Origin of the sequence: Desulfolutivibrio sp., assembly GCF_036584575.1 — a bacterium.
In the GTDB taxonomy this organism is placed as follows: domain Bacteria; phylum Desulfobacterota; class Desulfovibrionia; order Desulfovibrionales; family Desulfovibrionaceae; genus Desulfolutivibrio.
This window is the reverse complement of the sequence record NZ_JAZHDB010000185.1, coordinates 1-14,491: the sequence shown is the minus strand read 5'-3', so window position 1 is coordinate 14,491 and position 14,491 is coordinate 1. Positions and strand designations below refer to the sequence as shown.

13 protein-coding genes and 1 pseudogene are annotated in these 14,491 nt (G+C 58.5%); 7 read left to right on the top strand and 7 right to left on the bottom strand.

The window, feature by feature from the left end; genetic code table 11:
• Positions 1 to 166: 166 nt before the first annotated feature.
• The 3 genes from V3572_RS13435 to V3572_RS13425 all read left to right on the top strand — a co-directional run bounded on the left by V3572_RS13435 (position 167) and on the right by V3572_RS13425 (position 3,431).
• Positions 167 to 1,528 carry an HlyD family type I secretion periplasmic adaptor subunit gene (locus V3572_RS13435; RefSeq protein ID WP_332111526.1) on the top strand — a complete coding sequence of 454 codons (1,362 nt, stop codon included), beginning with the start codon at positions 167 to 169 and terminating at the stop codon, positions 1,526 to 1,528.
• Between the two features lie 167 nt (positions 1,529 to 1,695).
• Positions 1,696 to 2,883 carry an AAA family ATPase gene (locus tag V3572_RS13430; RefSeq protein ID WP_332111525.1) on the top strand — a complete coding sequence of 396 codons (1,188 nt, stop codon included), beginning with the start codon at positions 1,696 to 1,698 and terminating at the stop codon, positions 2,881 to 2,883.
• Positions 2,880 to 3,431, top strand: a complete 552-nt coding sequence (locus V3572_RS13425; RefSeq protein WP_332111524.1) for a DUF4276 family protein — start codon at positions 2,880 to 2,882, stop codon at positions 3,429 to 3,431. The genes V3572_RS13430 and V3572_RS13425 overlap by 4 nt, the downstream gene beginning before the upstream one ends.
• Positions 3,432 to 3,612: 181 nt before the next feature.
• Here V3572_RS13425 and V3572_RS13420 read toward each other — a convergent pair whose 3' ends face one another.
• The gene (locus V3572_RS13420) at positions 3,613 to 3,969 is read right to left on the bottom strand and encodes a DVU0772 family protein (protein ID WP_332111523.1); all 357 of its coding nucleotides are present in this window, start codon (positions 3,967 to 3,969) and stop codon (positions 3,613 to 3,615) included.
• 509 nt (positions 3,970 to 4,478) lie between these two features.
• On the opposite strand from V3572_RS13420, the gene V3572_RS13415 reads away from it, so the two are divergent.
• Entirely contained in the window at positions 4,479 to 4,802 is a 324-nt protein-coding gene (locus tag V3572_RS13415) for an HdeA/HdeB family chaperone (protein WP_332111522.1), read from the top strand.
• A gap of 87 nt (positions 4,803 to 4,889) precedes the next feature.
• On the opposite strand, the gene V3572_RS13410 is transcribed toward V3572_RS13415, so the two are convergent.
• Entirely contained in the window at positions 4,890 to 6,314 is a 1,425-nt protein-coding gene (locus V3572_RS13410; protein ID WP_332111521.1) for an outer membrane homotrimeric porin, read from the bottom strand.
• Between the two features lie 297 nt (positions 6,315 to 6,611).
• Positions 6,612 to 7,466 carry a formyltetrahydrofolate deformylase gene (purU, locus tag V3572_RS13405; protein ID WP_332111520.1) on the bottom strand — a complete coding sequence of 285 codons (855 nt, stop codon included), beginning with the start codon at positions 7,464 to 7,466 and terminating at the stop codon, positions 6,612 to 6,614.
• Between the two features lie 582 nt (positions 7,467 to 8,048).
• Here purU and V3572_RS13400 point away from each other — a divergent pair.
• The 3 genes from V3572_RS13400 (at position 8,049) to V3572_RS13390 (ending at position 11,228) form a co-directional block, all read left to right on the top strand.
• Complete coding sequence (locus V3572_RS13400) at positions 8,049 to 9,032, top strand: ATP-binding protein (protein ID WP_332111519.1); 984 nt, start codon at positions 8,049 to 8,051, stop codon at positions 9,030 to 9,032.
• 7 nt (positions 9,033 to 9,039) lie between these two features.
• A complete protein-coding gene (locus tag V3572_RS13395) occupies positions 9,040 to 10,395 on the top strand; it encodes a vWA domain-containing protein (protein WP_332111517.1) in 1,356 nt (451 codons plus the stop codon).
• A gap of 374 nt (positions 10,396 to 10,769) precedes the next feature.
• Positions 10,770 to 11,228, top strand: a complete 459-nt coding sequence (locus V3572_RS13390) for a hypothetical protein (protein ID WP_332111516.1) — start codon at positions 10,770 to 10,772, stop codon at positions 11,226 to 11,228.
• A gap of 46 nt (positions 11,229 to 11,274) precedes the next feature.
• On the opposite strand, the gene V3572_RS13385 is transcribed toward V3572_RS13390, so the two are convergent.
• The 4 genes and pseudogenes from V3572_RS13385 to V3572_RS13370 form a co-directional block, all read right to left on the bottom strand.
• Positions 11,275 to 11,949: a hypothetical protein gene (locus V3572_RS13385; RefSeq protein WP_332111515.1), complete on the bottom strand. Its 675-nt coding sequence runs from the start codon at positions 11,947 to 11,949 to the stop codon at positions 11,275 to 11,277.
• Positions 11,936 to 13,054 (bottom strand): hypothetical protein, encoded by a 1,119-nt coding sequence (locus V3572_RS13380; protein WP_332111514.1) that lies wholly within the window; start codon positions 13,052 to 13,054, stop codon positions 11,936 to 11,938. The genes V3572_RS13385 and V3572_RS13380 overlap by 14 nt, the downstream gene beginning before the upstream one ends.
• Complete coding sequence (locus tag V3572_RS13375) at positions 13,047 to 14,018, bottom strand: hypothetical protein (RefSeq protein WP_332111513.1); 972 nt, start codon at positions 14,016 to 14,018, stop codon at positions 13,047 to 13,049. The genes V3572_RS13380 and V3572_RS13375 overlap by 8 nt, the downstream gene beginning before the upstream one ends.
• A gap of 217 nt (positions 14,019 to 14,235) precedes the next feature.
• A pseudogene (locus V3572_RS13370) lies at positions 14,236 to 14,491 on the bottom strand (iron-containing alcohol dehydrogenase); the annotation flags it as partial.

Genomic DNA, 14,491 nt, shown 5'->3' with positions numbered 1-14,491 from the left:
CGCAACCTGTGGGAGAAGCAGACCCGGGGGATGCGGTGATGGCGAGGGGGCGGGAGGACATGGGGTCGAGGAAAAGCCTCCGGCGGCCAAAGGGGGCGCGCCCCCTTTGGAATCCCCGGGCGGTGGGGGATGCTCGCCCGGGGTCGGTGAAGGGGCGGGAGAGCGGATGAAAAAAAAACCCGGAAAAATCAGCCGCGAGGCCATGGAATTCCAGCCCGACGCCGTGGCCGTGGAGGCCGGGCGGCTGCCCTGGCAGGCCCGGTTCGCGGTCTACGTGATTTTGGCCGCCCTGGCCTGCAGCGGGGCCTGGGCCTGGCTGTCCAAGGTGGACCGGGTGGTCACGGCCAAGGGCATGCTGGCCACCCTGGCCCCGGCCATCGTGGTCCAGCCCCTTGAGACCTCGATCATCCGCACCCTGGCCGTTCGGCCAGGCGATGTGGTCAAAAAGGGGCAACTCCTGGCCACCCTGGACCCCACCTTCGCCTCCGCCGACCTGGGGCAGCTCACGGGACGCAAACGGTTCCTTGCGGCCTGGGTCGAACGGCTTATGGCCGAGCTTGAGGACCGCCCGCCCGCCGACCTGGACGAAAACGCCGCCGACCCGGACCAGCGAGCCCAGATGGCGCTTTTCCTCAAGCGCAAGGAGGAATATCGGGCCAACGTCGAGGCCAAGGACCAGGAGATCGCCTCCTACGAGGAGATGCTTGGGGCCAACGTCAACGAGCAGGAGCGCCTCAAAGGCCAGTTCGCCCTGACGGCGGAGATCGAGTCCATGTACCGCAAGCTGTGGGAGGGCGCCCAGACCAGCCGCCTGGAATACATCAACGCCCTGCGCGAGAAGCTGCGCGTGGAGGATCTGTACGCCAGCGCGGCCGAAAAAAATTCCCAGATCCGGGAGCGCCTGGCCCAGGCCAGGGCCGAGCGGCTGTCGTTTATCGGCGGCTGGCGGACCCAGACGGCCACCAAGATCGTGGAGGCCCAGCAGGAGCTGACCGAGGTGGAGCATACCCTGGCCAAGGCCGCCCGGCGCACGGAACTGGTGGAGATGACCGCCGTGTCCGACGCCGTGGTCAAGGACATGGCCCGGGTGTCCGAGGGGTCGGTGGTGCGCGAGGCCGAGACGCTGTTCACGCTGATCCCCATCGACGTAAAAGGCGGGGAACTGGAGGCTGAGGCCGCCATCCCGGCAAAGGACATCGGCCACATCCGGGTGGGCAACGCCGTGCGCATGAAGCTTTCCGCCTTTCCCTTCCAACGCCACGGCTTTCTCGACGGCGTGGTGCGCATGGTCAGCCCGGACGTGTTTCTGCCCGAGGGCCAGGGCGCGGGCGAGGCGGCCGACGGAGGGGCGTACTACGCCTGCCGCATCCGCCTGACCTCGCATGCCCTGCGCGACGTGGGCCGCGACTTCCGCCTGTTGCCGGGCATGTCGCTCGACGCCGAGATCCTGGTGGGCAAGCGCCGGGTTGCCGAATACCTCCTCGATCCCCTGCTGACCGGCCTGCACGAAAGCCTAAGCGAGCCCTGAGGGCACGTGGCGCAGTCATGCCGTCTGGAAAGGTGACGTCGACGGCCACGAATCTTTCCCGTCGGAGTCCCGTCCTGCGTGGTTACGGCATGATCCGGCCGCTCCCCTGTGGCGTTTGACCTTGTCCACGCTCTCGCATAGACGAATTGAGATACGAGGTACGCGTCATGAAGATCGAATCCCTGCGCCTGAAAAACTTCAAGGCCTTCCGGGACGCCGAGATTACCGACATCCCGAAGTTTTGCGTGTTCATCGGGGCCAACGGCTCCGGGAAAAGCACCATTTTCAGCGTGTTCGGTTTTTTGCGCGACGCCCTCACCGGCAACGTCAACACCGCGCTCATGAAACTCGGCGGCAATCGGGGATTTCGGGAGGTGCGCAGCCGGGGGACGGACGGCCCCATCGAGATCGAACTGAAATTTCGGGCCAAGGCCGACGGCCCGCTGACCACCTATTTCCTGCAAATCGCCGAAGTCCGGGGCAAGGCCGTGGTGGAACGGGAAATACTGAAATACCGCCGGGGCAGCAGCGGCCAGCCCTGGCATTTTCTCAATTTCTCGCGCGGCCATGGCACAGCCGCAACCAACGAACTGGAAACGGTCGACGATATCCGTGACTTGAGTCGCGAAGAGCAAACCCTCAAATCCCCGGACATCCTGGCCATCAAGGGTCTGGCCCAGTTCGAGCGTTTTCCGGCCGTGGTAGCCCTGGGCGACCTCATCGAAAACTGGCACGTGTCCGACTTCCACATAAGCCGGGCCCGCCCGGAACAGGAGGCCGGATACGCCGAACACCTCTCCCGGGAAGGAGAAAACCTGTCCCTGGTCATTGAATATCTGCATGGCGCCCACCCCGCCGTCCTGAGCAAAATCATCGCGCTGCTCAAACGCCGCGTCCCAGGCATCACCAATGTGGAGACCAAGACCACGGAAGAGGGCCGCGTGTTGCTGAAATTCCAGGACGGCGCCTTCGAAGATCCCATCCTGGCCCGTTACGTGTCCGACGGCACCATCAAGATGCTGGCCTACCTGATTCTGCTCCACGACCCGACCCCCCATCCCCTCTTGTGCGTGGAGGAGCCGGAGAACCAGCTCTATCCCAAACTTCTCTGGGAATTGGCCGAGGAGTTTAGGGCCTACGCCATGCGCGGGGGTCAGGTCTTCGTGTCCACCCACTCCCCGGATTTTTTAAACGCCACCCGGGTGGAGGAGGTCTTCTGGCTGGTGAAAAAGGATGGCGGCACGCAGGTCCGCCGGGCCATGGACGATCCCCAGATCGTGGCCTACATGCACGACGGCGACCAGATGGGCTACCTGTGGGACCAGGGATTTTTCGAGGGAGCGGACCACAGGTGAAAACCCTGGTTTTTCTTTTGGAGGAACCCTCGGCCCGGGAAATGCTGGAAGGACTGCGGCCACGCCTGCTCCCATCCGAAACGGACGTGCGGTATGTGGTCTTTCGGGGGAAACAAGATCTGGAAAAAAATCTGACCCGGAAGCTGCGCGGTTGGCTCACCCCGGAATGCGTCTTCGTGGTTCTTCGCGACCAGGATGCCGGAGAATGCCGGGAAATAAAAAGACGATTGCTTGATTTGTGCCCAGCGGCCCCGGAAAAACCGATCCTGGTGCGTATCGCCTGCCATGAACTGGAGAGCTTCTACCTCGGCGATCTGGCCGCCGTCGAACGGGGACTCGGCATACGGGGGCTGGCCAGACGCCAACGAGAGACGCATTTCCGCGATCCGGACAGCATGCCGAATCCTAGCCAGGTGCTCGGCAACCTGACCGACCAGACCTATCAGAAAGTCTTGGGCTCGAGAGCCATCGGCCCTCACCTCGACCTGGAGAAAAATGCCTCGCGCAGCTTCCAGGCCCTGATTTCAGGCATTCGGACCCTGGCGTAACCCCAGGCCCCGCCCGCAAAAAAGGGGACACGGCCCCATGGCCGCATCCCCTGGTCATCCCGAAAGGACGCCTCCCCTTCCTGCGCCGTTCCTGAAACGGCCGTAAGGAGAACGCCCGGCATATCGCAAGCGTCCGATTTTTCTTCATTGCCATGGCTGTCGCAGTGAAGAGGCGCTCCCCCTAGGCCTGTTCCATGCCCATTTCCTTCATGACCCAGGCCTTGACCTCGTCACTTAACTCATGGATGCCGCGAAGTCCCCCGATCTCCTTCATGTACCGGGCCGCCATGTCCGGGGGCAGCTTTTTTTCGCACAAGGACGCGCTGCCGTAATTGTTCATCTTGTTCAACACCACCTTGGGCTCGCCCCAGGTGTCCACCACGAAATAGATGGAATATTCCTTGCTGCTGGTCACCGGGGGCCGCAGGGTGTCCTTGAAATTGTTGTTGCCCCATTCCAGGTACATGGTCACGGCATCCTCATGAATCATATCCCAGTTGACTTCGTCCAACCACTGACGGCAGGCGTTCTCATCCATGTCGTTCTCCACGTTGGTGTTGCGAAAATTCCATTTTTTCAATGCCTCGGCCCGTATCCGCGCCGCTGAGCAGCCGGGTGGCGGGAGGAGGCGTCTTAGCCCTGGCGCAGGCCTGTCCGTTGCGGGCAGGCGACACATTCTACAGAAGGTAAGACATTCGCGGCCATGAGGCAACGGCCGCAGTCGTTTTTCACCCTCCGCCCGGGGAACGATCCGTTCCGACCCCGACAAATCCGTCTGCTCCGTGCATCACGTTGCACGTCCCCCAAAACGAAACCGTATTCCCAAGAGAGAACACTCATCTCTCCATTTCCGCCATGCAATTCGCCTACGCGAATTCATCGGACATGATGAGAGGATACCTGTTCGCTTCCCGGAGCATCAACCGAAGGCGTTGCGTCAGGAAGGCCGACACGGCACGTCCCGCGCCCGTCCGTGCAGTCGTTCGCAAATCTTCCTTTTACAGCATGATGCATTGTTGTTATACGCCAGCAAGGAGGGCTTTCGCTATGAAAAAAATCGTAGGGCTTTGCGCGGTCATCGGATTGCTTTTTGCTTTTTCCACCACGGCCATGGCCAAAGGGAAAAGCCAGGGGAACATCGAATTCGGCGAACTCAGCTGCCAGGAGTTCCTGCAGGGCGTGGCCAAGGGCGACGAGGCCAGCGTGGGCATGATCCTGATGTGGCTCGACGGCTACTTAAGCGGCGTGTCCGGCGACACGGAACTCAACTGGGAAGGTTTCGAATCCTTCTCCACCGCCCTGGCCGAGACCTGCGCCAAGAGCCCGAAAAAGAAGGTTCTGGATGTGGCCAAGGCCGTGGGTATCGAATAGGCCGCCGCATTCCGCCAGAATATGTGGAGAAACGCCGTCCCGGGCTTCCGGGACGGCGTTTGTATTCCGTGGTCCGGGCCGGTGGCGCTAAAACGTATACGTCATGCCCAGGCCGCATTTCCAGGCCGGGGATGCGGCGGCGGCGAAGCGATGCCCCCAGATGTTGCTCTGGAAGCCGATGCCCTGGGCGTAGCCCGTCTCCAGGGTCAGGGTGAGGTTCTCGTAGAGATCGTAATAGTGGTCGAAGTTGACGCCCACGAGCTGCTCGCCCACGGCCAGGGTCTGGCCCATGGTCATGTAGCCGCCGTTGCCGCCGGTGACCGCCAGGGCGCGCCGGATGCCCGCCGCGCTGTTTGTGCCGAAGACCATGGCGAAGGTCAGGCGGCTGGTCAGATCTTCGATGACGGAGATGTCCTTGAGGGCCAGGGCGAAGCCCATGGTGCCCGTGGGATCCGTCTCCATGGCGGCGTCGGACAGGGCCTGGTCGCAATCGAAGAGAAACGAGGTGGCCGGGCCCCACTTGGGCATGACCACCGGGATGCGCTCGCTGCCGTCGGACAGGCTGGCGTTTTCGCCGCTGGCCGCCCAGCCGTAGATGCCGGGGGTCATAAACGACAGCCCTGTGTATTCGATGGCCGCATCCGCGAACCAGCCCCGCCGCCGGGAGGACTGTAGGGCATTTGCCGAGGAGCCGTAGGCGAAGTCCATGGAGATCTTGACCGGGTCGAAGGCCTTGACCTCAAGCGTGGTTCCCGCCCACCAATAGGCGGTCTGGTTGTATTCCCGGCTGTCCGGCGGCAGGTAGCTCCCGGCCGAGCGCAGGCCGGTGTCCATGTCGCCGAGGTCCGCGCCCTTGCCCAGAATGCCCGCCATGCCCCAGGGGGTGAAATTCAGGGCATCCAGGGTGATGGGAGCGGTGAGGAAAAAGGCGTCGAACTCGTCGGCCACCTGGGTGGTGTCCGTGTCGAAGGCCCCGTTGGTGTCGATGAACCGGGTGAACCCGGCGCTCAGCGACGCCGCGTCGCCAAAGATGGGCGCGGTCAGGACCAGGGCCGAGGTGGACTGGTCGCCGTCGTCGTTGGCCATGATCAGGGAATCGTAAAAGGCCTCGGTGGCGGGCATGGACACGGGCTGATATCCGGCGGTGATCTGGATGTCCGTATCCGGCCATTTGAACTGCAGATAGGCCAGATAGACCTCGATGGAGACCTCCGGGGCGTCGGCGGTGAAGGTGCCGTGGCCCCAGTTCTCGTCGTCCACCCGGAATCCCAGGCGGAAGGACAGGTTTTCGTGGGTCACGAAGTCCGTGCGCAGCCGGAACCGCTGATAGAAATTCACCGGGTCTTCGGTCTGCGTTCCGTCGGCGTTCCAGCCGGTATAATTGTGATGCAAAAAGAAATTGCCGAAAATACGCCCGTCCCCGGCCATACGCACATCAAGGCACCAGGCCGGAACCGCCGTTACGACAAGCCATGCCGCAAGGAAACAAACGACTCGCGATACGCTACGCATTCCCATCTCTCCTTTGTAAAGTATCTACAGTGGACGGGAAAATGCGTACGTTTGTCCGAGAGCATCTTTTTTGCTGCCGTGCGGCTGGAATGGACGTTCCTCACGAGGGGAAAAGACGCACCTGGGGACATCGCGACAGGATCTTTTCCGGCAAGACGGGGGGGGGAGGCTTTTGGCCGGGGAAAGCCGCGTCGTAAAAAGTGCACGCCCATGCGTTCCCGCATAGGGCAGGCCATGGGAAAAAGCAAGTTCTTTGCATTGTCCACGCCTGCTGTACGCCCAGCCGCGAACGGGCCGCTACCGGAAGACCACGGTCTTGTTGCCGTGGACGATGACCCGGTCCTGCAGGTGCCAGGTCACGGCCCGGGCCAGGACCGTGCGTTCCAGGTCGCTGCCGGTGGTCTTGAGGTCCGCCACCCCGAAACGGTGGTTCACCCGGGCCGTGTCCTGCTCGATGATGGGTCCGGCGTCGAGCTCTGCGGTCACGTAATGGGCCGTGGCCCCGATGAGCTTGACGCCCTTGTCGTGGGCCTGGCGGTAGGGATCCGCGCCCACGAACGCGGGCAGAAACGAATGGTGGATGTTGATGATCCGGTCGGGGAACGCGGACACGAAATTCCCGGACAGCACCCGCATGTACCGGGCCAACACCACCAGATCCGCGTCCCGCACGATGTCCAGCATGGCCGCCTCGGCCTTTTCCATGTCCCCGTCCGTCACGGGCACATGAAAAAAGGACGCCCCGAATGACTCCACGCTTTTTTGCACATCGGGGTGGTTGCTGATCACCGCCGCAATGCGGCAGGGCAGTTCCTTGCGGCTGTAGCGCCACAAAATCTCCATCAGGCAGTGGTCCTGGCGCGAGGCCAGGACCGCCACGGTTTTCACATCGTCGGCATAGCTCAGCCGCCAGTCCATGCCGAAACGCTCCCCCACCACCTCGCCAAAGGCCGTCTCCAGCGCCGTCCGGGACATGTCCAGCACCGGCGCATGGAACTCCAGGCGCAAAAAGAACGTGCCGCCCTCGGGGTCCGTGGAGTGCTGGTCCAGGTCGATGATGTTGGCCCCGTGGGTATACAGGAACGTGGTCACGGCGGACACGATGCCCGGGCGGTCCGGACAGGTGATGAGCAGTCTGGCGATATGCGACATGCGGCGTTTACCCCCCAAAAACTGTCGGCCGCCCGGCTTACGTCGCTAGGTCACGGCCCAGGCGACAGCTACACCAAAGGGCCCGGATTGACCAGACGCCCCCCCCGCCGCCTCGCCCCGGCATGGCGACCTTCACCATTTTATTGACAACCATTCTCATTTTCAATATCAGGAGTCTGCCCGGCACGGGGTAGTTCGGCGGATCGGCCGATCCGCGCCCTTGCAGGCGGCCATCTGTGCCGATCCCGCCGGGCTTTTATGCCGGATACGGGGCGTCCGCCATGGTGGCGGCGAACCGGAACGCGCCGCCGGGCGGGGACATCGACCCCACCCCGCCCCCGGCGCGCTTTTCGCCCTCCCGGCCGCCCGAAACGGCCGCCTCCCGCCCCGCCAAGGAGAGACCGTGCGCTTCACGCCCATCCCCATGGCGCATGACGCGCCGCTTCGAAGAACCACCGACCCGGCTCCCGGGAACGCGCCACGTCGGAGACATTTTTCGCTCATCACCTGCCCCGGACGACGCGACGGCCACGATCCCCGGTCAGACGCGTCCCGGGCCGACACATCCCCCAAGGAGACGCCGTGATCCCTTCCCATATCGCCACCGCCCTTTTGTCGCTTATCCCCATCGGCCGCCCGGTGTTTTTGTGGGGGCCGCCCGGGGTGGGCAAAAGCCAGGTGGTGGCCCAGGCTGCCGCCGCTCTGGGCCGCGAACTGACGGACATCCGGGCCGTGCTGCTGGACCCCGTGGATCTGCGCGGCCTGCCCGCCATCGGCGACGATGGCCGCTGCCACTGGCGGCCGCCCGCCTTTTTGCCCACGCGCGGCCAGGGCGTGCTGTTCCTCGACGAGCTCAACGCCGCCCCGCCCCTGGCTCAGGCCGCCTGCTACCAGCTCATCCTGGACCGCCGCCTGGGGGAATACGCCCTGCCGGACGGCTGGAGCGTGGTGGCTGCCGGAAACCGCGAGCAGGACCGGGCCGTGACCCACCGCATGCCCACGGCCCTGGCCAACCGCATGGTGCATCTGGATTTCGAAACCTGCCTGGAGGACTGGCTGGCCTGGGCCAAAAAGGCCGCCCTGCGACCCGAGGTCACGGCCTTTGTGCGCTTTCGGCCAGCCCTTTTGCACGACTTCGACCCGGCCCGGGCCGAGCGGGCCTTTCCCTCGCCGCGCACCTGGCAGTTCGTATCGGACATCCTTTGCGCCACGCCCCCAGCCGAGGTGGAATACGATCTTTTGCGCGGCACGGTGGGCGAGGGCGCGGCCGCCGAATTCACAGGCTTTTTGCGGGTATGGCGGGAGCTGCCGGACACGGAGGCGGTCCTTGGCGCGCCGCATTCGGCCCCGGTGCCCACGGACCCGGCCGCGGTCTACGCCATCTGCGAGGCCCTGGCCCGCAAGGCCGCCCGGGACACCATGCCCGCCCTGGCCGGATACGCCGCCAGGCTGCCCGTGGAGTTCGGCGTGCTGCTCATGCGCGACGCCCTGCGCCAGGACAAAACCGTGGCCCACACCGAGGCCTTCGCCGCCTGGGCCCGGGACAACGCCCACGTGCTGGTCTGAGGCCGCCGTGACCGCACAGGAAAAAATGGCCCGGGCCCGGGCCGAACTGGTCATGGACCATCCCTTTTTCGGCTCCCTGGCGCTCAAGCTGCGCCTGGCCCCGGACCCGGCCTGCACGGGCATGTGGACCGACGGCCGCACCCTGGGCTACCGCCCGGCCCTGGTGGACGCCCTGCCCGTGGACACGGCCGTGGGGCTTTTGGCCCACGAGGTCTTGCACATCGTCTGCTCCCACCATCTGCGCCGCCTGGGCCGCGACGAGGCCCTGTGGAACCGGGCCTGCGACTATGCGGTCAACGGCATCCTCAAAAACGCCGGGTTCACCCTGCCCTCGAAGGCGCTTTTCGATCCCGCCTACGCCGACCGCAGCGTGGACGACATCTTCGCCGCCCTGCTGCGCCGTCAAGAGGAAACACGCCGGGGCGGCGGCCTGGGCGACGGCGGCCGGGAGGAAACGACGGCCGAAACCGCGCCGGGCGGCGGCGGCCGAAAAAACGACGCCGGACAGGCCGTGGACACCCCCGAGGCCACGGCGGAAAAACCCCAGGCCGCGCCCCCGGACATGAACCTGGACGAACGTTCCGGCAAAAAGGCCCCGGCCGCAGGCGACACCGAATCCCCCGACGGCGACGCCTCGCCGGACCCGGCGCTTGTGGGCGAGGTGCGCGACCACCCCCGGACGGACGGCGCGCCCTCCCCGCGCGACAGGCTAGAACGGGAGCGCGAACTGCGGGTGTCCCTGGCCCAGGCCATCAACCAGGCCGGACAGGCCGGGGGCATGGGAGATCTGCCCGCAGGCCTGGTGCGCCTTGTGGAGGCGATCATCCGCCCCCGCCTCGACTGGAGGCGTCTGCTGCGCCGCTTCATCGAGCAAAACGCGGTCAGCGACTATTCCTGGCTGCCTCCCAACCGGCGCTATGTCCATCTGGGCCTGATCCTGCCCTCGCTCAAAAACCAGGAGTTGCCGGACATCGTCCTGGCCATCGACAGCTCGGGCTCGATTTCCCGGGACGCGCTGTCGCTTTTTTGCGCCGAACTGTCGGCCATCCTGGCCGACTTCGATACCCGGATCACCGTGCTTTTCTGCGACGCCGAGGTGCGCCAGGCCATAAGCTTCACCCGGCTCGACCTGCCCCTGCGCCTCGACCCCGAAGGCGGCGGCGGCACGGATTTCCGCCCGGCCTTCGCCAAGGTCGACGAACTGGGACTGCGCCCGGCCTGCCTCATCTATCTGACGGATCTGGAGTGCGACCGGTTCCCGGCCCAGCCGGACTATCCGGTCCTCTGGGCCGCCTACGGCCCCAGCGACGCCGAGACGGCGGACACGCCGCCGTTTGGCGAGGTGGTGCGGATAGGGGACTGATGCGCGGGGACGCGGGGTATGGGAGGCCTCCGGCGGCCAAAGGGCTTCGCCCTTTGGAATCCCGTAACAGGGAAGGCGGGAACGGCGTATCGCATCTTTCGGCTCACTGCGTCAGGCCATGCCGCCCAGGCCGGGCGACGGGTCGCCGGAAACGGACGGCGGCGACGTGGAGCGCAGCGCAATTCGTCGCAGCCGGACGCTTGCCGTCGACCCCGAGCCCGGCCAGACAATGAAAACGAACGGCGGCGACGTGGAGCGCAGCGTCATTCGTCGCAGCCGGACGTTTGCCGCCGACCCCGAGCCCGGCCAATCGACGGCGACGGTCGCTAACGCTGGCCGCGTCCCAACATCAAACCCAACACCCGGAGTTCGCCATGCGCATGGAATGGAGCATCGAGAAAAAACGCGGCAACCTGCGGCCCGTGCTGCACTATCACGTCATCCTGGAACGCCACGAGGAAAACCTGGCCCTGCCCATGGTGCGCATCGCCTCCACCATCCCCGAGCCGCCCTCGTCCTGGCAGGCCTTCTGCTATCCGGGCCAGTTCGAGCGGGCCGGACTGCCCCCCACGGGCTGCTACGACCTGGAGACGCCCAATCACAAACGCAAATCCGGCGGGGCCCAGCTGCGCCTGCCCTGGCGGCCGGACAACCGCTATCCCGAGGTGGAGGAGTCGTTTGCGGCGCTCCGGGCCGCCTTCGAGGCCGAACTGGCCAGCGCCCACCACAGCGCGCCCATGCACCTTCGCGGCGAACTGGAGTTGCGCCCGGCGCTGCGCGAGGCCATCGCCCCGGCTGTTGTGGCCGAGAGATTGCTGCGCATGGCGGGATAAGCTGAGTCTGATGTGTGGGTGCTAAACTGATATTTGTTAGATTCTTTTAGCAGATAATAAGGCTATCTTGATTTTTATTAATAAAATCAACAAAACAGTCAATATTTGCGCTCGACAAAGAAATCAGACCTGTTTCGCTAATATCACCCTTCATTATTGTTTTATTAATTATTCCAGCGAATGTAATTCTACTAGGCATCGCGGGAATATTCAACCTCACCGAACCAATTTCATTAAATACATTATTATCGCAGGAGAACGCTGCGGAACATTTAAGACTATCAGTTACATTGAATTGTTTATATACAACTTTAGTAACATTAAATTCATCGAATAAACGAAATCCAAGGTCGCAAAAAGCAGGAATATTAAAGCGACAATCTCGTATTGAAACCTGAGCTTCCGTTTTATTAGCAATAAATATTAAAAGGCCGGAAAACCGTCGGGACGGATTTACAATAAAACAAATCTTCTTAAACAAAATTATATCCGTCTTAAAAAACACTTCTCTGGTAATTTCAAAATCACCTCTCACTGGGTGATGCACAATCTCTAAGTATATAATTTTTTCATAGTAAGTTGCCATGATCTGTTTGTCAGAAATATCAGTAACTATGAACCCCCTTGCCTCCTCTTCATTATATTTTGCATCTAACAATCTCTGTCCTAAATGCTTCCATTCTATATTAAAAAAAAGGGGGAAAACCCTAAGCTTTATCATAAGAAATTTCTCTTTTTGATTTTAAAGCAGCCTGTTCAATCTTCGTTTTATATTTGATTTTATCTGGCTCAGCCAAAGGCTTTCTGGTCGAAGAAAAAACAGATTTGTCTTTCTTAAACACATATGCACCCTTTACGGAATATTGAAAATTTTTACACTGCTGATGATCTGCAAACCCTGCCTCAAACTCAACCATAATATTCGGTTCAACATTCTTATCTAACGATCTCCACACAAGATTTGATATAAAAAAGCCTTTTTCCACAAAATCCAAATACTCTTTCTGGAACAATAGCGACTTTCCCCTTATCGCAACATCTTTTATAAAACCTGTTAATTCTGTTGCTGGAAACATTTCAGGCTCAGTTTCCTCAGCATCAGTGTCAACAAGATCATTCTCTATAGCTATTGAATTATTGATATTTGAAATTTTCACACCAGACACATCATCAAGTACCAACCCGGGAATAGTATTTATAAGAGAAAAGAAAAAATCGTTACGCCTTTTCCCATCAGTCACATGGGACAGATCAATCTCATCTATCTCGATTGTGCTGCTTTCTAATCCCTCAATTTCATCAATAATTTTTTTTATTAAATCTTTACACTTTGAGTTTGCTGCAAACCTTATATCTGTAACATCCTTTTTTTGTAGCGAAAATTCGATAGAATCCCTCACTATCGTTTCTTGCAACATCGTCGCTTTCCCATAATCAACATGAGGATACTCATATATAATACGCAAAAAAGGACTGTCTGGATTACTTAGTATTGTAATTTTTTCTCCAGAAATCGCTAGTTGAGTCGACAGGGAATCTATTGCATGCTGAAATTTATCGTACGAAATTGTTTTCTTTACTTGTGTAATTGACAATTTTTCCCGTCTATTATCTGACTCAATAATTTCATATAATTTGACAATGTCGTCAAAATCAAAGGGGAGTTGCGATACGTACTCTGACAATAGCTCTCGATCTTCATCTTTAGAAACCAAGATGCATTTTTGCTTTGCAAAATTTACAAGACCAGTAACACCTATTTTTCTTCCTTTTGCCATTAACGCAGCAAATATATCAATCGATGTAATATGAAATTTTCTACTCATCTCGCATACCTATTTCTTGGCTAAAAAACTGTGGAATCACTACATGCATGCGCTCATATGCAATAATTGGCTGGATTTTTTTTGCGAATACTTCATCAACTGTTTCCTCATAAATTTTTAATGCTTTTTCAAAATTAGTATGAGTTAGTTTGTTTTCAAATGGAACAAATATTCTTACACGCCGAACACTTTGCAAACAATTATATCTTCGAAGATAATCAAATAAATGTTGGAAATTTTCGAATTCATGTTCTTTATCTTCTATATAAACATCCAAGCCACTGATTGTGCTTGAATATGTATTTTCTGTATATCTTAAAACATGAAACGAACCACCAATTTGTTCAAGGGTTAATGGCAAATTTGATGGATCATGATAAATTTTACGTACCAATTGCTCAGGGTAAAAAAAACCACAATTGTCATCAGGTAATAGCTTTTTCCCTCTAAGTCGCTGCATATTTGATACTATATTACACAGATACACTATTTTTTTTGGGCCTAGTACTAATATTTTATTACCATTATCAATAGTAATATTCTCTGTTGCCTCGCTAAACAACTCAGCAAAATTATCTTTAAACTCATTGTCATGGTTATAAATAAACAGCATACCTTTTATGTTTATGTTTTTTTCTGTGAATATATATTTGCTTTTCCAGTTGATATTTTTTCTTGCACACGTTAATGCTGCATTTAGACTTACTATGGCTTTTTTTATTTTATCTTTTGAAATTGTACCTTTTGAGTAACTTTTCAAATCACACAGCACGTGAGTTATCTTATCTTCATATGGCTCGTAATATCTATAAACTACGTCAGCTGGATGAGTTTTTTGAATATGTGATTCATCAATACAATCCGTGTTTTCATTTACGGGGCCAGTTCTTTCCCAACCAAGATCTGAAAAAATTTCAGCACTTATAATTTCGGCCATTTTCGCAATATTAGCTGTTTCCGCCATCTTCCCCTCACATTCATTACGCAATGTATTGAAACATATACCATTATCTAAGACCGTGTTTAACGAATGACCACTAGCCAGCTGGAATTTTAAAAAAACCGTATTTTAGAAAAAAATATCAAATAATGAAAATTAAATCAACCAAACTTCTCAAAAAACACTCTGGACTGAGCTGACCGCTCTTGTATTCATAAACTTTGCGAAACCATTATCTAAATCAGAGCGCTTGGTGTAATATCCTCTCAAGCTCCCCCTGCGAAAGCTGCACGGGATTGCCCCGCATGCTGCTGGCCGCAAGGCCCTTGGCGGCAATGCCCGGTACGGCGGCAGCCGTCATGCCGAAATCCGACAGGGGCGGCGCGCCCAGCCTGTCGCACAGCCCCTTCACCCACTGCACCCCGGCGGCCACATCCGCCGCGTCCGTACCTGCGGAGCCGCCCGTCAGGATGCGCCCGGCCTCGGCAAAGGCCCCA